Source organism: Anatilimnocola aggregata, assembly GCF_007747655.1.
GTDB lineage: Bacteria > Planctomycetota > Planctomycetia > Pirellulales > Pirellulaceae > Anatilimnocola > Anatilimnocola aggregata.
This window is the reverse complement of sequence record NZ_CP036274.1, coordinates 6,567,484-6,589,148: the sequence shown is the minus strand read 5'-3', so window position 1 is coordinate 6,589,148 and position 21,665 is coordinate 6,567,484. Positions and strand designations below refer to the sequence as shown.

Annotated in this window: 15 protein-coding genes; 5 read left to right on the top strand and 10 right to left on the bottom strand. The window is 57.9% G+C overall.

The annotated features are described in order from the left end of the window. Positions 1 to 428: 428 nt before the first annotated feature. Positions 429 to 896 (bottom strand): YbaK/EbsC family protein, encoded by a 468-nt coding sequence (locus ETAA8_RS24745; protein WP_145094876.1) that lies wholly within the window; start codon positions 894 to 896, stop codon positions 429 to 431. Positions 897 to 1,342: 446 nt separating this feature from the next. On the opposite strand from ETAA8_RS24745, the gene ETAA8_RS24740 reads away from it, so the two are divergent. From ETAA8_RS24740 to ETAA8_RS24730, 3 genes are all read left to right on the top strand, one after another. Continuing rightward, entirely contained in the window at positions 1,343 to 3,235 is a 1,893-nt protein-coding gene (locus ETAA8_RS24740) for a glycosyltransferase family 87 protein (RefSeq protein ID WP_145094873.1), read from the top strand. A gap of 104 nt (positions 3,236 to 3,339) precedes the next feature. Continuing rightward, a complete protein-coding gene (locus ETAA8_RS24735; protein WP_145094870.1) occupies positions 3,340 to 4,728 on the top strand; it encodes a sensor histidine kinase in 1,389 nt (462 codons plus the stop codon). Between the two features lie 118 nt (positions 4,729 to 4,846). Then, complete coding sequence (locus tag ETAA8_RS24730) at positions 4,847 to 6,085, top strand: outer membrane protein assembly factor BamB family protein (RefSeq protein ID WP_145094867.1); 1,239 nt, start codon at positions 4,847 to 4,849, stop codon at positions 6,083 to 6,085. Between the two features lie 40 nt (positions 6,086 to 6,125). Here the strand turns inward: ETAA8_RS24730 and ETAA8_RS24725 are convergent, their stop codons facing one another. The 3 genes from ETAA8_RS24725 to ETAA8_RS24715 are packed head-to-tail and all read right to left on the bottom strand — an operon-like array spanning position 6,126 to position 10,386. Continuing rightward, entirely contained in the window at positions 6,126 to 8,219 is a 2,094-nt protein-coding gene (locus tag ETAA8_RS24725; protein ID WP_145094864.1) for a sensor histidine kinase, read from the bottom strand. 17 nt (positions 8,220 to 8,236) lie between these two features. Beyond that, positions 8,237 to 8,938, bottom strand: coding sequence for a response regulator transcription factor (locus tag ETAA8_RS24720; protein ID WP_145094861.1), 702 nt, complete (start codon positions 8,936 to 8,938; stop codon positions 8,237 to 8,239). Between the two features lie 56 nt (positions 8,939 to 8,994). Beyond that, positions 8,995 to 10,386: a thioredoxin domain-containing protein gene (locus ETAA8_RS24715; RefSeq protein ID WP_145094858.1), complete on the bottom strand. Its 1,392-nt coding sequence runs from the start codon at positions 10,384 to 10,386 to the stop codon at positions 8,995 to 8,997. 284 nt (positions 10,387 to 10,670) lie between these two features. Between ETAA8_RS24715 and ETAA8_RS24710 the strand changes: the two genes are divergently transcribed. Beyond that, the gene (locus ETAA8_RS24710) at positions 10,671 to 12,266 is read left to right on the top strand and encodes a vWA domain-containing protein (protein ID WP_202921252.1); all 1,596 of its coding nucleotides are present in this window, start codon (positions 10,671 to 10,673) and stop codon (positions 12,264 to 12,266) included. Between the two features lie 21 nt (positions 12,267 to 12,287). Here ETAA8_RS24710 and ETAA8_RS24705 read toward each other — a convergent pair whose 3' ends face one another. From ETAA8_RS24705 to ETAA8_RS24680, 6 genes are all read right to left on the bottom strand, one after another. Beyond that, positions 12,288 to 13,934, bottom strand: a complete 1,647-nt coding sequence (locus ETAA8_RS24705) for an AAA family ATPase (RefSeq protein WP_145094852.1) — start codon at positions 13,932 to 13,934, stop codon at positions 12,288 to 12,290. A gap of 11 nt (positions 13,935 to 13,945) precedes the next feature. Continuing rightward, on the bottom strand, positions 13,946 to 14,746 hold the full coding sequence (locus ETAA8_RS24700; RefSeq protein ID WP_145094849.1) for a PIG-L deacetylase family protein: 801 nt from the start codon (positions 14,744 to 14,746) through the stop codon (positions 13,946 to 13,948). A gap of 286 nt (positions 14,747 to 15,032) precedes the next feature. Further along, positions 15,033 to 16,394, bottom strand: a complete 1,362-nt coding sequence (locus tag ETAA8_RS24695) for a DUF1501 domain-containing protein (RefSeq protein WP_145094846.1) — start codon at positions 16,392 to 16,394, stop codon at positions 15,033 to 15,035. Positions 16,395 to 16,433: 39 nt separating this feature from the next. Continuing rightward, positions 16,434 to 18,455, bottom strand: coding sequence for a DUF1549 and DUF1553 domain-containing protein (locus ETAA8_RS24690; RefSeq protein WP_145094844.1), 2,022 nt, complete (start codon positions 18,453 to 18,455; stop codon positions 16,434 to 16,436). Positions 18,456 to 18,583: 128 nt separating this feature from the next. After that, a complete protein-coding gene (locus ETAA8_RS24685) occupies positions 18,584 to 18,844 on the bottom strand; it encodes a hypothetical protein (protein WP_145094840.1) in 261 nt (86 codons plus the stop codon). A gap of 14 nt (positions 18,845 to 18,858) precedes the next feature. Further along, on the bottom strand, positions 18,859 to 19,731 hold the full coding sequence (locus tag ETAA8_RS24680; protein ID WP_145094838.1) for a glycerophosphodiester phosphodiesterase: 873 nt from the start codon (positions 19,729 to 19,731) through the stop codon (positions 18,859 to 18,861). A 181-nt stretch (positions 19,732 to 19,912) separates the two neighbouring features. On the opposite strand from ETAA8_RS24680, the gene ETAA8_RS24675 reads away from it, so the two are divergent. Beyond that, a complete protein-coding gene (locus ETAA8_RS24675; RefSeq protein ID WP_145094835.1) occupies positions 19,913 to 21,634 on the top strand; it encodes an amidase in 1,722 nt (573 codons plus the stop codon). Positions 21,635 to 21,665: the final 31 nt, after the last annotated feature.

Genomic DNA, 21,665 nt, shown 5'->3' with positions numbered 1-21,665 from the left:
GGGACCCAGAAAGCGTACTGCTTTGCAGACTAGCCAAGAATGCTAGCAAATCCGTTGACCAATGCAATCAGCCAGGCGCATTGGTCGTGGACTATTTTGATTGACCAGCCTGGTCATGGACGGCTGGAAATTGAACCGGGCAGGCATCTCAGGCAACTACTACCGGCGTGCGAAACAGGTTCGGCACTACTCAGCTTTTCGCCGTGAAATCTCCCCGCCCAATTTTAACGTACATGTTCAACAATCATCCTCATTGTTGAACACCAATCGCTCGGAAACCCGAGAGTTACGCTATCTGCTGTTCAACTAAGGAACCCTTAATTGAACACCCCTTGTTTTGGTGGGTTGCGAGCTGCGCCATCAAATCAAGATCGTTCAACACAGACAACTACCAGCGCAGTCGGGGGCTGTTATCGCCAGCAAAAATCTTATTCAGCCAGCGCGGCCAGTCGTGGCTGTTCGGCTTGGACGAAGGTCTCGTAAGTCAGCTTCAGCGAGATCGCGTGATCGCCGGCGTTGAAGTTGAGCTGCGGCTGTTGAGCCAGCTGTTCGTCGCACCAAGTGGGAAGTTGAAACAGGCTACCAAAGGGTGGGATGGACCCCGGCGTGAGTCCCGTCAGTTGCAGGACTTCTTCCTTTGTCGCAAAGCGGAGCGATTTCCCTCCGAGTGCTTTTTTGGCAAGTTTGCTCGCCAGTTTGCGATCGGCCGGGAGGACGATCAGAACGAACTGTTCATCCACTTTGCAGATGAGCGCTTTCGCCCCGCTGGCGAGCGTAGTGCCCCGAATGGCAGCTGCTTCTTCGCTGGTGAACACGGGTGCGTGATGCAACACTTCGTAAGGCAGCTGGCGGGCATCGAGCAGTGCACACAAGCGGACAAAAACCGAGTCAGCCACTTAAGAGATCCCCAAAAAAGGTTTGGCTGGGAACTGCCGCCGGGCGGCGTTCGTGTTGCAAGGCGAATGTTAGCAGCAGTTTGCGACCGATTCACCACCCCCAAAAGAATCCGGTTCCCGGCCTTTAGACCTTGCAATGAAACTCGAAATACGTACGCTAGACAATTACTTTAGCGAAGATGCGCCCGTTTGCGGTGCGATTGTTCCCGTAAGGCAAGTTTTCGCTAGGGCAACTTCCCTCTCTACCGGTTTCCCGTCAACCGGTTCGATTGCTGGGCCAGTTTGATAAGAATTGGTGGAACGGCTCGTCGATTTGCCAACTCAAACAGCTGATGCAGGCGGCATCGGTTCGCGGTTGGCCATTTACCTTGGAGAGACAACCAGTTGCTTCGTTCGCGCTGCAGGGCCGCAGCGGAAGAAGATCAGCAGGAATTTGATCAGCGGGAATGAGCGAGATTCTTTTTCAATACCAGAAAGTCGAGCCAACGACGTGGGCTTACCTATCGTCGCTGTTGATCATTGGCTTGTACTTCAAATTCAATCGCTTTTGGAGCGTGCGAAATCTGGATCTCTGCCTGATCATTCTCCTCGCGCCGGGCTTGCTGATGGTTTACTACGGCGAGCAGCTTTCTCGCCTGCCGCGCACTGCGTCCGTGGCTTCAGAAACAGCACTCCCCGTTAGCCCAACATTAGCGCCGTCGACAAAGACGGATGATCCACCGAAGGTTGATGCTCCTGCTTCAAGTGGTGAGAAGTCGGACAATCAGCCGGAGTCAAAGCAACCGGACGAAGGCAAAGAATCGCCGCTGCAAGAAGCAGGGCCGGCTGTTGTCCCCACTTCACGCACCACGAAGCCCACACTCAAAACGGCGTGGGTTCATCCGGATAACTACTTTGTCAGCGAACCTGGCGAATTTCTGCCGCTCCCCCCCGACTTCCAAGTGCCGCTGGAAGTAGAAGCTCGCGAATTGGAAGCGGTGCATACCTACCACATGATTCAAGCCACGGCGGGCAGCGAAGATGCCCCGCCGGCAATTGAGCCCCCCAGCGATCCCAGCGAGACAGCGCCACCTGAGGCGAGAAGTCCCCTGGAGTCTGGTGCTGCCGACCCACGGTTTGAGTCGCAAACAGACCGCATGTTGGCAAACATGCCTCAACTATCGCCCGAGAAGGCCCGGAGTGTGATGCACTTTGGCTACTTGTGGCTGTTGGGCGTGTCGCTGTTATTGCTCGTACGTTTACTCTGCGATCCGACCATGGTCCGCCGCCCGCTGCTCGAGCCGAATCTGTCGAACGGGGGCCTGCTCTTTATTGGTTGTGCGCTCCTCTTCTTTTTGCTGGCCAATGTGCTCACGTCGGAAGTCAGCAGCGACGATTTGAACGGTTCGCAAGGGGCCGCTGCTTTTGTCCAAGGTCGCGATACCAGCACGGAGCAAAAACCCGTGGAAGACTATCGCCGCTTTGGCCCCATGCATTACGTGCTAAATATGCTCCCGTCGATTCCGACGCTCCCCTTCGGCAAGCTCGCGCAAGATGATCCGCGCGTGGCCTTCGCTCCCGCCGCACGAACGATGGCTATCGTTTCTCACCTGGCCGTTGTCATTGCCTTGGTGATTGTCGGCCTCTGGCACTTCGACAACGTAAAGCTGGGCATTGGTGCTGCAGCTTTGTACTTGATGTTGCCCTACACAGCGCAAATGACCGGTCATATCGACCACGTCTTACCCTCGGCGCTCATGCTGTGGGCGATTGTGTTTTATCGTCGTCCGGCCTTAGCGGGCATCTTCATTGGACTCGCGGTCGGCACGATCTATTATCCGCTCTTTTTGCTACCGCTCTGGATCAGCTTTTATTGGCAGCGCGGTGTGCTGCGGTTCCTGCTGGGGCTGATTGGGGCGATTGCGGTGACGGCAATCTCGTTGGCGTTCGTTTCGGAAGACATGATTTCGTTCTGGTCGAAGATCCGGCAGATGTTCGGCCTGTTTCTGCCGAACATGGATGAAACCCAATTGCGTGGGGTGTGGGAACGTTCCTTTGGCTGGGATCCGATTTATCGCTTGCCTTGTATTGCGCTCTCGATCTGTTTGAGTGCCAGCTTCGCGATCTGGCCGGCTCAGAAGAACCTCGGCACGTTGCTCAGTTGCTCGGCAGCCATGATGCTGGCGGTGCAATTCTGGCACGGTTACGGTGGCGGTACTTTCATCGCGTGGTTCATGCCACTGATGCTCCTCACCGTCTTCCGCCCCAATCTCGAGGATCGCATTGCCCTTACTGTTCTGGGCGAAGGTTGGCTTTCGAAACGCCGCGCTCGGATAGCGCCGCTCGGTCGTGCGGCCTAGGGATCGCGACTGAGACGGTTTCTTCACCGAATCTTTGCGAACGGGGCACTTCCCTTGCGACCGCTAGCTCCTTACTTTCAAGGGCTCACCCAGCGGATGACGGAATGCACTTTAATACCTGGTTCTGGCGACTCTTTGCGCTCCAGGCTTTAGTCTGCGCCGGATTTGCCATCGTCACGCTGATAATGGTCAGTTCGCTAGAACAAACAGCCAACCCTGGGTCGTGGTCGCTCATCGGCGGGCTGGCGATTGCCGCTCTCATCGCCGTGGCAGCCAGCGCCCTGGCAACCTGGTTTAGTTGGAAGCAAGTGCAGCGGCCGATTATCGAACTAGCGCAGCTTGCGCGGCAACTCTCGGGGGGCGACGAGCAAAACCTTCCCCCGGCTCAGCCCGGCGACGAACTGGTCGAAATCTCCGGCGCTTTGCAGCGAATTCGGGGCCGCCTCGATTTGGGTAAAGGCCAGGCCCAACAAAACACCGAGCGCCTCCAGGCAGTGCTCGCCAGCATGATCGAGGGAGTTCTGGCAGTTGGGCCGGATAAGTCCATCCTGCTCGCAAATCAGGCCGGTCGTCGCTTGCTCGACTTTACTACACAGCAACCGCATGGTCGCCCGCTGCTCGAAGTTACCCGCGCTCGGGCCGTGCACGAGGCCGTGGAGCAAGTGCTTGAAACGCTTGCCCCCGTCGAGCGAGAGTTCGATTCCCCGGGCCTGCAGCGGCGCGTGCTGTTGCTGCGTGCCACGTGTTTGCCCGGCGAACCTTGCCCCGGCGTGATGGTCGTGGTGCACGATGTTTCCGAAATTCGTCGCTTGGAGAATCTGCGGCGCGAATTCGTTGCCAATGTCTCGCACGAATTAAAAACTCCTCTCGCCGCGATCAAGGCTTATGCCGAAACGCTGCGAATGGGCGCCGTGAACGACCCCGAGCACAATCTCAATTTTGTGCTGCGAATTGAAGAGCAGGCAGAACGATTGCACGAGTTGATTCTCGACATGCTGCAGATCGCCCGCATTGAGTCGGGACAGCAGACGTTCAACATTGTCGATGTCTCGCTGGCGGAATTGATCGACGAATGCCTTGCACAATTCGCAGATGTCGCCGGAGCCAAGCAGATCGACCTGGTTGGCGAGTTGCCCAACGAGACCATCACCGCCCGCGGCGACGAAGAGGGGCTGCGCACGATCCTGAGCAACCTGGTCGATAACGCGATTAAGTACACGACCGCTGGCGGCGAGGTGCAGGTCCGCTGCGAAGCCAATGGCGAAACGGTAACGCTCGAAGTGCAGGACAGTGGCATCGGCATCGCCGAGCGCGAGTTGAGCCGGATCTTCGAACGGTTCTATCGCGTCGATCGCGCTCGCTCGCGCGAAATGGGTGGCACGGGTCTCGGACTCTCAATCGTTAAGAATCTGACCCAGGCCTTCGGCGGCACCGTCGGTGTCACGAGCGTGCCTGGCCAAGGCTCTACGTTTCGCGTAACGCTCCGGCGCTAGTCCTCATCACGCCGCCAAAGCTGGCAACAGGCCGATTTGCTCGTTACACTTGGCGCAGTTCGCCGTCGAATAAAAGCTCGCCTCTCACCGCCCACCACCCACCGCGCCGGAGTTCGCCATGAGCCTCCTTTCTTCTTTCGCTCGCGTACTTGGGGCACTTCTCCTCGTTGCCACGTTTACAAGTTCAGCCCGCAGCGAACCCAATTGGCCTCGTTGGCGTGGTCCGAATGAAAACGGCCACACCAGCGATAAGGACGTGCCGCTGAAGTGGTCGGAAGGAGATCTTGCTTGGAAGACCGCATTGCCGGGAAAAGGTCAATCGTCTCCCGTGGTCTGGGGCGACAAGATCTTTCTGACCGCTGCCCTGGAGAATGGCAAAGAACGAGTTGTGTTTTGTGTCTCGCGCACTGACGGTAAAATCCTCTGGCAACAGTCGGCCTGGACGGGTGAGCCAGAGCCGATTCACGCAATGAACAGTTGGGCATCGTCGACTTGCGTGACCGATGGCGAAGTGGTGATTGCCTTCTTTGGCCGCGGTGGAATGCATGCCTACACTGTCGACGGTAAGCTGCTGTGGACAAAAGACCTCGGCCGGTTCGAAGGGCCCTGGGGAACTTCGGCCTGTCCGATTCTCGTCGACAATATGGTGATTCAGAATTGCGATGCCGACGTGAACGCTTATCTCATTTCACTCGACAAGAACACTGGCGACGAAATTTGGAAAACCAAGCGCCGCGAACATCGTGGTTGGAGTACGCCGATCATCATCAACAGTGGTAGTCGCCGCGAGATGGTCTTGAACGGTCACGAAGGTGTGCAAGGTTATGATCCTGCCACGGGGAAGGAACTGTGGTTTTGCAAAGGCTTCGCTGGTCGTGGGGAACCAACGGTTACGCCTGCTGGTGGTTGGTTGTGCGTGGTGAATGGGCAGCCCGGCGATTTTTATTGCGTGAAGCCGGGCGGCGACGGGGACGTCACCGATTCGCACATGGCCTGGCATACACCGCGCAAGAGCGGCCGCGACTGCCCCAGCCCGATTGTCATCGGCAAATACGTGATCGTTTGCAGCCTCGATGGCATCGCCAGTTGCTACGACGCCGTCGATGGCCACGTCTATTGGAAAGAGCGAATCGCAGGGAAATTCAGCGCGTCGCCAATTGCCGCCAATGGTCTCGCCTATTTCCTGAACGAAGCAGGCAAGACGTACGCCATTGAGCCGGGTGAAGCGTTGAAGATTGTCGCCGAGAGTGAAATTCCCGCCGGCAAGGACGAAATCTTTCGCTCGTCACTCGCCCCCGTGCAAGGCCAACTCTTCATCCGCAGCACGACCACGCTCTATTGCGTGGGAAAGAAATAGCTAACTGTCACTCCTGGCGCGACGCGGCTAGCGAAGGTCTTTACTTCAACGGCAATGACAGGCAGAAGTTGCAGCCCGGTTCGGCGGGCTGGAATTGCAAACGCCCGCCCAGGTCGCGGGCCAGCCGTTCGCACAATGCGAGACCAAGGCCAACACCCGGCGCGGAATGCGCTGCATCGTGCACGGACTTCGAAAACGGCCGAAAGAGTTTCTTCCGACCTGCGGAAGAAATTCCCGGGCCGAAATCGCGCACGCAGATGAGCAACTTCTCGGCCAGGCAAGTGACGCTGAGATTGATCTCTTTCTTGTCGGCATGTGCGGCATACTTGCAGGCGTTATCGACCAGATTAAACAGAATCTGCTCCACAGCTTGGGGATCGGTCACCAAAGTCTGATCGGGACACGACTCGGTTTGCACGACAAGCTGCATCTCTGCCTGACTCGCGCGATCGGCTAGCCGCTCCTGCATTCGTTCGAACAGTTCGTGCACGGCCACCTGCTGACGGCGGCGACTGGGATTCGTTCGTTCCAGGCGGGCATACTGCAGCACGTTGTCGACCAGGTGTGCGAGACGATCTGCTTCGACCCGCAACGTTTCGAGATAGCGTTGCCGCTGTTCAGCTTCGGGCACCATGCCTCCCGCGAGCATTTCGGCATACATGCGAAACGTCGTCAACGGCGTGCGCAGTTCGTGAGTAACGGCCGAAACGAACGAGGCTCGGCGCTCGCTCAACGTAACGACGCTTTGCAGCGTGATGGCAGCCGCGATCGATACCAGAATCAAGCAACTCCAGGCAACCAACAACGAAACACGAATGGGTGAAAACGGTGCGGGCTCAGCAGCGGGCATGGGCACGGAAAGTTGAACCGGCAGACTAGCCAACAATCGACTAAGTTTGATCGGCTCGGTGCTGGTGACCGGAGTCAGGTCGACGTTCGGCAACAGGTCGGCGACTTCTTCCTTCAAGCGGCGTTGCAAGGCTGGCCAATCGAGCCAGCACCCTTGCACGCGCACTTGATTGCCGATTTGCACCCGCCGCGCGAGCAGCAATCGCCCACCGAGCCACAATGGTTGACTAACACCTTCCACTGCGGGTGCAGTCTCCATCACCACGCGTTGATTCAGTCGTTGTTCGCTGATGGCCTTCTGAGCAAATGCTTGCAGGGCGGCATCGCGATTCTCCAGGTCGTTCCCCGCTCGCGATTGCTGCTGCGAACGCGAAGAGCGAGTTGCCTGGAAATTGCCTTGGTTCAGCCCGTCGACTTGCGCCAGTTGCTGCGTCTCTTCCTGTGTGGGAGGCAGCAGCGGTTCGTTGCTAAAGTCACTTTGCTGACGAGCAGCCTGCTGCTGAGGAAATTGCGTGCCGCGCTGGGGCGAAAGTTGCCCTTGCTGCGCTGGAGGCGGCTCTGGGTTGGGTGCCACGGGTTGGGGAGCAGGGGCATTGGGAGTCTGATTATCGGCAAACTGCGGCGACTGATAGTTGTTGCCGTAAAAGTTCGCGCGCGGCTGCGTATACGCCTTGTTGAAGATCGGCGGATTCGCATTATTCTGCGCCAGCGAGTTGGTACCGCTGTTGATATCGAGCACGATTCCCGCCAGCGGCAGCGTCTCCTGTGGCAACTGATCGGCGAGCGGCATATCAGCTAATACTTGTTGCAACTCGAGCAACCGCTCACCGGCAGCATCCAGTGTTTCCTGACGCGCGCCATTATCGAGGGCCCAATTGGCATCCTTAGCTGTTGGCGCTTGCGGCGAGACGACGCTGCCATCTGGCAACACTTCAAAATGAAGTAGAACAAATGGCGGAGGCTCAGCCACGAGAGGCGAAAGAGTTTGCACCGGAGTTGGCGGCTTGCCGGGTGCCTTCGATGCAGACTCCGCATCGGCGAGGGTCGCATATTGGGTGCGATAGACGAAATCGGGCCGGGCTGCCTCTTGCGCGAGTAATGGTGTCAGCAGCGCATCCATCCGCCACAGCGCGCGGCCAATGTCTTGTTCTAGTTCCGCTTGCCGGATCGCGACCGCATTGGCCCGGTCAAGTTCCATCGCCTTGATGGTGAGCCAGAGCATCGCCGGCAGGACTATCGAAAGTCCCAGCAGGAACGTCGCCCAGTAATGCCAAGGTCGTCGCATGGATGTTTCTTCGAACCTTACTGGTCAGTTGTCGCGAACATATAGCCCTTGCCACGTACAGTCAGCAGCACGCGGGGCTGGGCAGGATCGTCGCGCAGTTTCTCGCGGAGGCGAACGATATGCATGTCGATGGTGCGGGTCGGCAAGCCATCAGGATTGATTCGCCAGACGTTAGCCAGCAACTCGTCGCGGGAGATTGCTCGTTGCGGGTGACTGGCAAGGTACCGCAGCAGTTCCACTTCGCGCTCCGAAAGTTCGCACCGCTCGCCATCTTGAAAACGAACTTCCCGACGTGCCAGATCGGCCGAACCCGAAGGCAATAGGATCTGTTCGATATCGCTAGGTCGAGCTGGCGAGCGACGCAGCACCGCATCGACGCGGGCCAACAGTTCTTTCACGCTGAATGGTTTCACAACGTAGTCATCGGCACCGGCACGCAGACCTTCTACGCGATCTTGTTCTTCGCCGCGCGCGGTGAGAATGATGACGGGTTGTGTCGGTCGCGTAGATCGCACTGCTCGCAAAATATCGAGCCCGGAGCAGCCCGGCAGTACCAGATCGAGCAGCAGCAAGTCATAAGACTGCTGCACGGCCATTTCGCGCCCCACATCGCCATGCCCCGCTTGCAGCACTTGAAAGCCAACATAGCGAAGCGAGTCGACGATGCCGCGGCGAATGGCGGCGTCATCTTCGACTGTCAAAATCGTGCGGGCAGTCATCATTGATTCCTTGGTGCATCGCACCGATGCACCCTCATTCTACTCTGTTGTGGACTCTAGCGATTCGCAGCCACGCCTGCATTGGGCAGAGCCGTGTAGGTATCGATCGGCGCCAACCCTAGCCAAGGATCGGAGCTGGGAGTCAAAAACAGCTGGGCATAAACCCGTTCGTTGAACTGCTCCACGTCGGATCGACCTGAATTGGCCAGCCACTCGTGAATCTGGCGATGGAACTGATACTCGTTGCAAACCGTATCGACCGCGATCGAGTTTTCCAGAGTTCGCACCAGCTTCACCAGTGGATCTTCGATCCGGGCCTTCGTGGTCGCCAGCCGCACTGCGTGGGCGGCGATTGGATTCTGGCTTCGAATGAGCTCCATGCTCGCCTCATCGAGCTTGGATTCAGCTGCGTGCAACGACGCGATAATCTGCCACAGCTTATCGTCGGTAACATTCGCGGGAATCTCGGCTCCTGGAATAGCCGCACGCACGAGCGGCATTTCGACCATCTTCTTTGGACGAGTCACCTGCGCAGCAGCGGCTGCATTCGGCGGTGCGGCGGTAGCCTTGAGTGGTTGGGCAGCCCGAAGTGGCGATGGCGCGGCCAAGTGAACAGCCGAACTGCCACTATTCAGCAACTGGGTAGCCGTTTGATAGTCGCTGGCCCAGCGTTGATCCAGCGCAGAGAGTTGCAATTGATGAAACGCCACCAAGCGCTCGCTCCGAGTGGCTTCGTCGGTTCCGGCCAGCTGTTCGATCAGTTGCAGCGATGTCTTCAACTGCGACATGAATGCAGCTGGACCGTACAAACCCGGCAAAGCATCGACAATTTGGCCATCGCTCGTCAGCACGTAATGAATGCTATTGCCGGTGAGCGTTCGTTCTAGTTTGCGGCCATCACCAAAATCGATCGTCACGCGCGGCACGGGACGAACCGACTTCCAATGCAGGACGAAGTTTTCGCGCAGCAGTTCCGAAACATCTCGGTTTGCATAAAGAGTCGTCCGAAAGAAGCGGCTGTTCGCACAACTGAAATCTTCGTTCAGTTTGCCGAGCATTCGCAAACTAAGAATTGGCTTGTTCTGTTTCGTGGCAGCCGCTTGAGCCTGTTCCAAGTCGGTGTACCAGAAGAGGCGACTTTTGCAGGCATAGCGCTGGGCTGCCACTTCGTCCATGAGTGTTTCGACGGCTGCCAGGCGAGCGGTCAGCCTGGCATCGGGCTGCTGCGGATTAGCAGCGGAGTGCGTTACAATCTCGTCAGTAATGGACTTGCGCAGCTCATCCAACTTGGCAAGGCCGGCCGGCCCTTCTGCCCGCAGATTGGCAATGGCTTGCTCGCGAGCCGCAGGGTTGGCAAGAATCTGATCGATGGGGCTGGACGGTTTCGCAGCCTCAACCAAGCTGCCAATCACAGCCAACAGCACTACGGCCATCAACATTCGTTTCATAACCGGCTCCTTCATCGCTGGTTCGAACTGGAACTCTCTTCGGCCGATTCTAGCTCCGGACGTCAAATCTGGGGGTAACTCGTTTGTAACGACCGCGATTCGCCGAAGAGCGTGAGATTTTCCCGCTGGCTTGCTAGAATGCGGTTCGTTAGTGACTTATCGTGACACCGCAAGTCTGCCAGAACACTCGTGAGGGATACGCCGTGCCCGCTAACCGCCACTGGGTTGTGTGGATGCTTCTGCTTGCCATCGTTGGTCTGCATTCAGGCTGCAAAGATGCGAGCATGAATAAGCTTGATACGCGCCAGCAAAAGACGAAGGACTATAAGAATCGCAAGATTCTCAAACCCTCCGGCAAATACGATAGCGCCAAGGCCAACCCGAGTTTGAAACGCCGCCAACCAATCGCCAGCGATGCCAGCGACCTGGAACGTTCGTTTCAGGCCAGTCGCGCAACGGCGCTCGTCACGGGCAAGCCTGAAGAAGTCGCCTTGCGTCGAATTACAGCCGCCGTGCGCGCTTCTCTGGAAGTCGGCCCGACGCTCGTCGTTTGGGTCATCGACCGCACACCCAGCGCCAGCAAAACCGTCACTGATGGCACCGCCGCGGCGAAAGCCATGTACGACGTGCCCGAAATTCGCCAGGCGACCATCGGCAGCGACCAGAACCTGCTGACGGCCGTCGTCATGTTTGACGAGCAAGTCGAATTCACCCTCGATCCACCGGTCGCGGATTGGCAGAAAGCGAAGGACGCTTTTGACCAGGTGAAGCTGGCCGAAGGCGGCAAAGAAATGACCTTCACCGCGATTCAACAGGCAGTCGAAAAGTACTTGCCGCTCCGCACCAAAGATCGTCGCGAAGTCATCTTCGTCGTCTTCACCGATGAAGCGGGGGACGATGCCGATAAGGTAGATACCGTCACGGACATCTTTAAGAAGAATGCGATCCCCGTCTATGTCATTGGCTCACCGGCACCGTGGGGGCAGACGAATCCCTATGTTGCCGCCGGTGCTAAGCCAGCGGGACCCAACGACGACACCTATCCCACGCATGGCCCCGAATCGATCATGTCGGAACGGGTCAACATTCAAATGTGGGGGAATCAATACGGCGCGCGCGAAGACCTGAGCATGATCGACTCGGGCTTTGGTCCATTCGCGCTCGAGCGATTATGCCGGGTTAGCGGCGGAGAGTTCATTCCCATTCGTCCTGCGGTTGGCAGCATTTATCAATATCGCGGTACAGCAATCGGGCATAAATTTTGGCCGACGGGAAGTGAACTTCGCTTCGATCCGAAGGTAGTCGGCAAGTATGCGCCGGACTACGTTTCGCAGGCTGACTTTCAGCAGATGCTTGCCAAGAACCGAGCCCGGCAAGCGCTCGTCGATGCAGCCAAGTTGGCCCCCATCAGCATCGATGCCTTTCCCTCGCAACGCTTCGAAAAGAAGAACGAAGCGCAGATGGCTCGGCAGCTCAACACGGCCCAACAATTCGCCGCGCGTCATTCCCCTGAAGTCGATCAACTCTTCAACATTCTCAGCAATGGCGAAGGGGATCGCGATAAACTCACCAGCCTCCGTTTGCAGGCCGAATTCGACTTGGCCATGGGCCGCACGTTGGCTGCCAAAGTGCGTCTCGACGGCTACAACGCGATGCTCGCAGCACTCAAGCGAGGAAAGAACTTCGAAAATCCGAGTAGCCGTGAATGGCTGCTGGAGCAGGGAATCAAGATTGAAACTGGCAGTGTGATTCAGAAAATGTCGGAGAAAGCGATCATGTATCTGCAGCGGGTGAAAGACGAACACCCGGGCACTCCTTGGGCCAAATTGGCCGAGCACGAACTGAATATTCCGCTGGGCTGGGAATGGAAAGAAGGCTAATCGCCTGCTCAGAACGCCTGGCTATTCCCGCACCGGTTCGCCCCACTCCGCGACAAACCGCCCCTCACACTTCGGGCAGCGTACGATCTGGCCGAGCCACGTGGCAAAGGTCTTCACTGTCGCGCTGCAATGCGGGCAAGCAATTCGCAACCGCGGTGGCTTGCTGGCGTCGATGGTGAGCGCCGACTCCGGCACTTCCTGCACCGCGATATCAGCTGCTTCAAACGTGGTGAGGAGTTCCTTGGTCATGGGGGCGATACTGGCAACTCGATTGGCCAGCCTGCGAATCGACTGCTCGAACACATTCCTCACTAAGCGGCCATTGCCGAAATGCTCGTCCCGCTCCTCATGCAACCAGGCCAGGGCCAAAAGCAAACGAGCCTGCGCTGCACCGACGACGCGATACTGATTCTGCTCGCATAATTTGCGAAAGATCTGGGCGAGCTCACCGGGGCCGTAATCGTCGAAGGTCAGATTCGTATTGAAGCGCGATGACAAGCCGGGATTACTCGTGAGCAGACCAGCGAGCGGTTCGGGGTAGCCCGCGAGAATCACAGCCAGCCGGTGACGATCGTCTTCCATCCGTTTCAACAGTGCTTGCACTGCTTCGTGGCCGTAAGGATCTTCGCGACCCGGAGCCACCAGGCTGTAAGCTTCGTCGATGAAGAGCAGACCGCCAATCGCCTCGTCGATCTTGCGATGGGTCTTCGGCCCCGTTTGCCCCGCAAATTCAGCAACCAGCGCGCTCCGGTCCACTTCGACCAGATGCCCTTTTTCGAGCATGCCCAGCGCTGCGTAAATGCGGCCGATGATTCGCGCGACCGTGGTCTTGCCGGTCCCTGGGTTGCCCCGAAACACCAGGTGCAAACTGAGCGGCGTTTGCGGCAGCCCCAGTTCCTGTCGCTGACGTTGCAATTGCAGCACGTTCACCAGCGTGCGCACTTCTTGCTTGATTGCTGTGAGGCCAATCAGCGCGTCGAGCTCCGCCAAGGCAGCGGCAATCTGCTCTTGGGGTGTGAGAGTTGCTTTTTCGAGGGTGGGCGATTGTTTCGCTGATCCATCACTACCCATGTTGGGCAAAGCCACGTCGCGCGCCCGAGCCTGAGCGGTGGTCGATTTGTGCGACGAAGGGGACTCGTCATCGAGCGGAATTAATTTCAGGTGCCGGTCGATTTCACCTTGAATCGACTTCAACATTCCTGCTTCAACAGGCGAGACCACGCCATCTGCTTTGGCGGTGAGATTGGCTATCCGCATGACAATCGTTTCGAGTTCTCCCACGCGCTGCTGCAGTGGAGGCATTACATCGAATGGTCGCACCAGGCTATACCAACTGAGTCCGCTGGCCTGCGTGATGACGTGCGGTAAGACCTCGCGCACACGGTGTTCATCCATCCCCTCTTCCCACGCATGTGAGAGGAGCCGGGCCGCCAACTTCTGTTCTGCTGCGCTGCAAATTCGATCGCTGCTCGCGACTGCCGAGAAGATTTTTAACAGCAGCCCGCGATGCAGATTGTCGAGCAGTTCGACGTAGGCCTCGGGTTTGCCGGGCACCAGGTGCGGGCACTCTTCCAGGCACAAATGGGCCGAGCTGACATACAACTCGCGGCAGGCGAGCAGCGTTTGGTCGAAGTCGTGGCAAATGTCGTCGAATGTCGCGAGCGTCATATTTCGGCAGACTACACTTCTGCCTGGGGCGGTTGAGGCGACGGTGAATCGGCGACCAGCACGTGCTCGGCCAAGGCTTCGCGCAGCGGATCGTCGCTGGGGTCGCAAAAGCCCATGTGCATGTGCCGCCGCCACCCTTCAGCATACTCAAACACGCATGACATGCGCCCCACTTCAGCATCGAGATTAGTCATCGTATCGAGATACGAATCGAGCCCTTGGCTTTCATCGAGCCAGGCCTTCTGGCTCACGTGCAATGCCAGCCATTGCCGCTTCTGCTCCATCAGGCTCGTCACATCGACCATCAATTTCGGCTCCACCAAATTTCCCAGCGGATCGCGATGCGAATAGGGCTGCGCGTGATAGACCGTCACCTTTCCCGCCACTGGCGGGCGAGGTGGATTGGTCGCAAAGTTCGGCATTCCGCGGGTGAAGGCGGCCGTGACGGCGAGCCGGCAGGTGTTGGTGTGATCCTCCATATAATCGACCGGCGCGTGTGTGAGCACGATGGTCGGCGCGACTTCGCGAATCACTGCGGCGACTCGCGCCAACGTAGCTTGGTCGAAGAAAATGCTCAGATCGTCGCAAATGCTATCGTGAAAAACGGCACCCATCGCAGCAGCGGCGGCCATCCCTTCTTCCCGACGCAGGCGAGTGATGGTCTGCACGTCGTACTGGGTTGTGCCGCAGCAGCCATTGGCCAGATTCCAATAGTGCGTCTCGTAGCCCGCTGCCCGCAGCCGAGCGAGAGTCCCTGCCATGAGAAATTCGATGTCATCCGGATGCGCGGCAATCGCCAAGGCAGTGGGCATAGGGCCAGTCTGTGGTCGCAAAGTGAAGGTCGAAAGGAAAATGAACGAACATTTTCTGTTCAATCGTCACTGGCTGTCAAACTGAATTCGGTGAACGGACGTTTCGGTCGGCCTGCACCATTCACAACGGCCCTTATTCGTTGATCATTACACCCATTAAATCAACGCTACCTAGCGCCAAATGCGAGCGCCACGCACAAACGTGTTGAATAAACTCTTCATTTATCAACACCCCCCATCTGCCGTAGCGCTGCGAACGACCGGGAGCCGACTATCTGGCCGGATCTCAGGCCACGATTCCCTTCGCCGCTTCACCGGCGGTATCGGTCAGACGGAAGTCACGCCCCGCATAGCGATACGTCAACTCTTCGTGATTGAGGCCGAGCAGGTGAAGAATGGTCGCATGCAGGTCGTGCGTCCCCATTCGTCCGTCGACGGCAACTTCGCCCAGTTCATCGGTTGCGCCGTAACGCAGGCCACCTTTCACGCCGCCACCGCACATCCACATGGTGTAGCCCTTGTTGGCATGGCCGCGGCCGTTGCCGTCTCCCTTGTCGTCGCGTGCGGTGCGGCCAAACTCGCCGCCCCAAACAAGCAGGGTTTCATCGAGCATGCCGCGCTGCGCCAGGTCGGCAATTAGCCCGGCAATCGGCTTGTCGATGGAAGTTGCATTGCGGCCGAGCGATTCGCGCAGATTGTTGTGATGATCCCAACCTTGACTCGTGAGTTGAATGAACCGCACCCCTTTTTCGGCCAGGCGACGCGCGGTAAGGCATTGCGTCCCAAAGGCGGAAGTCGCTGCATCGTCGAGTCCATACAGCGAATGCGTTGCTGCTGATTCACGCTCTAAGTCGAGCGTCGCAGGGACCGAAGTTTGCATTTTGTAAGCCAGTTCGTACGACTCAATCAGCCCTTGCAGTGCCGGGTCGTTAGGATCTTGTTCGAGCAAGCGGCGATTCGCTTGCTCGACAAAGTCGAGCTGCTTGCGCTGGTCGTTGCCGGCCAGATGACGATTCTCGATGTTCGGCACGCCGCGCGAGCCGGTCCCCAGTCGGGTTCCTTGAAAGGCGGCCGGCAAAAAGGCAGAGCCGTAGTTTTGCGCACCACCTTGATCGCCCAGCGGATTGAGCGTGACGAAGCCCGGCAGATCGTCGGCCTGGCTGCCGAGGCCGTAAGTGATCCACGAACCAAACGACGGGCGTACAAAACTCGGGTTGCCGGTATGTACCGCGACCGTAGCCTGCTGATGACCGGCCACCGCTGTGTGAACGCCATTGAGCAAACAGAGATGATCGGCGTGCTTAGCCAAATGTGGGAAAACGTCGGCAATTGGCAGCCCAGACTTGCCGCTGGGTTGGAAGCCAAACACCGGTGCCAAGTGTTGGCTGCGACCGCCGGGCCCGCGCTTGGCGAGTTCTGGTTTCCAATCGAAGGTGTCGAGGTGGCTCGGCCCACCGGCCATGAAAAAGAAAATCACTCGCTTTGCTTTGGCGGCAAAATGCTGCGGCTTTGGTGCGAGCGGGCTCCGATACTTCGTCGGCTCCGCACCGTGAGACCGTTTTGCTGTCCATTGAGCATGCAGTGCCGAGAAGGCGAGCCAGCCGAAACCGGCAGCCGAAGATTGCAACACTTGGCGACGTGTGAACATGGTTTTCTCTCGCAGATAATTCAATTGGTCGGGCGAGGGTTACTTCAGGTAACGAAACTCGGCGCTTGCGAATAACGCTTGAACCAGCGTGCTCCAGCGATAGAGCTCGGCATCTCTCACGCTTGCACCTGGTTCCAATTCAGTAACTAACTTGATTGAAGCTCTTACTTCTTCAGCAGTCGCTGGCCGCGCGAAGAGCCGGCGATAAATCCAATCGACTCTGGCCGCATCTGTGGTCACGGCACCAAGCATACGATCGGCCGCGTCCTGCGAGCAATCGACGACAAAGCTGCTGTTTAAGAAGAACAAAGCCTGCGGCGCGACGGTTGTCACTTCGCGCTGGCCTTGGAGCAAGCAGGGATCGGGAAAATCGAATGTCGCAAACTCATCGGAGATCTTGGCTCGCACGACGGGCAAGTACACCGTGCGATACGACGAACTGAACGGCAGCAGACTACGCACCTGCGACTGCGGACTCTTGCCACCGACGCCCGCGATTTGAATTCCTGGGGGCCGGTCCAAATCCAATCGTCCCGCTACTTCCAGCAGCGAATCTCGCAGCGGTTCGATCTCCAGCCGGCGCAGATTCATACGCCAGATGAGGGCATTGGCACCATCTTTCTCCTGCCCAATCGTTTGGCTCGCACTGCTCAAGCGATAGGCCCGGCTGAGCACGATAGTGCGAATCAGCTTCTTCAGGGACCAACCGTCGCTGCGAAACTGCCAGGCCAAGTGGTCGAGGAGTTCGGGGTTCGTGGGATCTTCGGCATTAATTCCAAAGTCATCGACCGTGCGAACGATCCCCACGCCAAACAAATGTTGCCAAACACGATTCGCCATGACCCGCGAAGTTAAGGGCTGTTCGTTCGAGGTGAGCCAGCGCGCCAGTTCCAAGCGGCCGCCAGAGTTTGCGCTTACGCGCGGCCCAGGTGGTAGTCCGGTGATTCGCCAGTCGCCACGTGCGACCACTTCACCCAGATCATAGGGCTCGCCGCGGAGCAGAATCTCACAATCGCGCGGTTCACCGGCGATCACACCCATTGCCACATTCGGCGCAGTGGTGAATCGAATATCGCGCAGCCCGGTTCGCCATTCGTCTTGATAGTCGGTCATCGAATGCACGCCCGGCGGCAGCGAAATCATCGACGGGCGCGAAGCAATGGATTCATCAACGCCGGGCAGCGGTACTAGTCGACTGGGGTGTAGATAGCCCTCGCTACCATTCTCGCGCTGATGGGTAACGCCCGGTCGCAACTGCAGGCTGCGAAACACGCCCGCCAGTGCGTAGTAGTCGTGCATCTTGATCGGGTCGTACTTGTGATCGTGGCAGCGAGCACAACTGACCGAAAGACCCAGAATGGCCCGCGTCGTGGCATCGATTTGGTCATCGATCACGTCGAACTTGAACTGCTCGTAACTCAGATTCTGCAGATCGTGCGACCCAATCGCGAGAAAGCCCGTGGCAATCAATTGCGAACGAGCCTGCGCCGCCGACTTCGCGGGCAACAAGTCTCCAGCCAACTGCTCGGTGAGAAAGCGGTCGTAAGGGAGATCGTCATTAAAGGCATCGATCACCCAATCGCGATAGCGCCAGGCATACGTAAACGGGGCATTCCAGGCCCGCCCGGTGCTGTCGCCATAGCGGGCAATATCGAGCCAATGCCGGCCCCAGCGTTCGCCGAAGTGCTGTGAACGGAGATATCGATCGACGGCCTTGGCAAAGGCCACGTCATCACTGGCTGGATCATCGACAAACTCGGCGATTTCCTGCTGCGTTGGTGGCAGACCAGTCAGATCGAACGAAGCTCGGCGCAACAGCGTGCGGCGATCGGCATCGGCATTGGGCTGAATGCCTTGCTTCTCGAGCCCGGCGAGAATGAAGCGATCGAGTTCTGCGCGCGGCCAACTTTCATCTTTGACTGCGGGAACTACAGGCCGGGCAAGTGGGCGAAAGGCCCAAGGGAGAAGGTCGTAGTCAACTTTTTCTGCTGCCGATGCAACATGCGAAGAAATAATCGCGCTGATGACCGCGCACCAGCAGGCTAAAACGTGCGCTCGCATGGTTCCCTCAGTTGCTGAACAGCAGATCGGAAAAGTAGGACGAGGGGCAATCTACGGCATAACCAGTAGGTTGTCAACTAGAAAACCAGTAGATGGCTTGCGGGGACTCGAAGGCACGCCGCAACTGACTATTGGGAATCGCGTTTCTTCAGCGCATACCGGGCAAAGTCCCACAGTCCCGCATAACGAAACTTCGGATCGATGTAATGCTGAATCACATAAAAGGCAAAGTAATACGCGCGGCAAAACGACCAAATCGCAATCGCCAGCAGTGCCGCTAACTGCAAGCTGGGATGGAGCACCAAAATTGCCGTTACGGTGAGCAATCCGAGCGCTACGAACAGGCCACCTTTGAGATACAGGAGCGCTGGATGCTTGATGTCGCCCATGAGAGGATTCCGCCTTACTTGTTCGCCGCTTTTTCTTTGGCCAGCAACTCGAGTAGTCCCTGCATGTTGGCCGGGTCATCGGTGATGAGGCCATCGATGCCTGCCTCAATCAGGTACTTCGCGCGGCGACGATCGTTCACCGTGTAAGCCCAGCACTTCAGACCGGCGGCATGGACTGAGGCGATTCCTGCTTCGTTCAAATCTCCATGACGCCAACCGATGGCAGTGGCACCGGCCGCTTTGGCGGCGGCGATTCGCTTCGCAGAAAGTTCCTCACTACCCAAACAGCCCAGCACCAGATCGGGGGCCAGCTTGTGACACTCGGCGATATACTTCCAATCGAAGGCCTGCACGACTACATTGCCGCGCAGTTGTTTTTCGTCGAGCAGTTTCACCACCGTCGCCGCATCGCCCCCTTTTCGTTCGATAAGTGTCTTGCCGCCGTTTTGAATGACGTCGAGCGCTTCGACCAGTGTGGGAATCTTCGCACCTGGAAAGGGCGGCTTGAACCACTGGCCCGCCTCCAGCGTCTGCAGTTCCTTCGCCGTTAAGTCGCCAATTCCAATCTTGGCTATGCCGAGTTTCGCGACGGAGTTGCTCGTGCGATCGAGGACTTTATCGTGAAAGACGACGGGCACGCTATCCTTCGAGTGGTAATAGTCCAGTTCGATTAGATCGCACTTTGTCTTTAGCGCGGCCTCGAACGCGGGGATCGTGTTCTCGGGAGCATGCGCACTTGCGCCGCGATGAGCGATGATTAGCACCCGCTTGGTCGCAACCAGTTCCGCTGCTTTCGAAGGAGCTTTTTCCTCAGCTCGGATTGGCTGAACTGCGAAGTAGCAGGGAGCGAAGGTGCAGACGAGGACCAGGGCAGAGCAGCGTTGCATAAAAACTTCCGACGAAGAATGAAACCGCGCGTTAGCAAGCGCGATTCCGCTGATGTAAGGCGCGACGAAAGTATCTTAACGCAATCTCTCAATGAAAGTGGTTTCCGGCTGGCTTGGATATTTGTTAGGCTGCGCCTGGTGTGCCGCCAGCTTTGAGCCTTTTTACGGTGAGATTGCGACGATGCCAAGTTCCGACGATGTCTCTTTCGAAGCTTCGGCCGCTAGTGGGCCAGTTTCCCGCCGCCACATCCTGGCTGCCTTGGCTGGCGTTGGAGTAGGAACCATCGCCTTTCAGCGTGCACTTGCTGTCCAAGCGGAGCAGGCGGGAAGAGTGACACCGGAGCTCATCCAGCAATCCGAGTGGATCGCCGGCATTAAGCTTGCGGAGGAAGATCGCCAGGCGGTGGCAGACGCTGTGCAGCGGGATCAGCGAAAGTTCGAGTTATTGCGCCAAGTCGATCTGAAAAACAGCGTTCCTCCCGCGCTCACTTTCTTTGCCGCTCCGCCGCCAGAAACAACAGCACAAATCGATCGCCAGGCTGTTCAGCCCCTGACCGGCAAAGAAGCCGTTGAGAAGCCACTTTCTGAAGAAGACCTGGCTTTTCTGCCGGTGACTAAACTAGCCGCACTGCTGAAAGCGAAGCAGGTCTCGTCCACCGAACTGACACAGCTCTATCTGGCTCGGCTGAAGAAGTACGATCCGCTGCTGAAGTGCGTGGTGACACTCACCGAGGAGTTAGCACTCAAGCAGGCAAAGCGCGCGGATGAGGAAATTGCAGCTGGCAAATATCAAGGGCCATTGCATGGAATTCCGTGGGGTGCGAAGGACATCATCGCCGTGCCGGGCTACAAGACAACCTGGGGCGCGGGGCACTATCAAGACCAGTCGCTCGCAGTGCAGGCAACGGTTGTCCGCCGATTGGAGGAAGCAGGTGCGGTCCTCGTCGCCAAGCTGACGGTCGGCTCACTGGCGCTGGGTGACGAGTGGTTCGGCGGCATGACTCGCAATCCGTGGAATCCGGAAGAAGGCTCGAGTGGCTCATCTGCCGGTTCCACATCTGCGGTCGTAGCCGGATTGGTGGGCTTTGCTCTCGGCAGCGAAACGCTGGGAAGCATCGTTTCTCCCTGCCGTCGCTGCAGTGCGTCGGGGTTGCGGCCAACCTTCGGGCGTGTCAGTCGGTTCGGCTGCATGACCCTCTCGTGGAGCATGGACAAGATCGGTCCAATCGCTCGTTCGCTGGAGGACTGCGCTCTCATTTTCGGCGCGATTCACGGCAGCGATCCCCACGACATTTCGGCGGTCGATCGTTCCTTTGCCTGGCCACTGCAGGATGAAATCACTTCGCTTAAAGTCGGCTATTTTGAAGGAGAGCGACCGCCAGAAGAAATGCGGGCGATCGACATGGTGAGGAAACTGGGTGTTAAGCTCGTTCCCATCAAACTGCCGCAAAAGTATCCCGTCGGGCCTCTGACTCTGATCCTTAACACCGAAGCGGCTGCCGCCTTCGATGACCTGACCCGCGCCGGCATTCGCGATGGCATCGGCAGATGGGGAACGACGTTCCGCCAGGGGCAGTTCGTCCCCGCCGTCGAGTACTTGCGCGCCTGCCGCATTCGCACGCTAGTGATGCAAGAGATGGCAGAAGTTATGGACGGCATCGACGCCTATATCGGTGGCGACGACCTGGTGCTCACCAACTTCACCGGCCATCCCACGGTGGTCATTCCCGACGGCGAACGTCCCAACAGCGTGAGTGGCCAGCCTGGGACAATCACCTTCACGGGCGCACTCTTTGGCGAGTCCAAACTTCTCGCACTCGCTCATGCTTATCAGCAGGCCAGCGGAGCCCACTTGAATCGGCCTCCGCTCGAAAAACTGGCTGCCTCTAAACTTGAGAAGTAGCTGTCCCTAACTCGCGACGGTCTAGAAATGC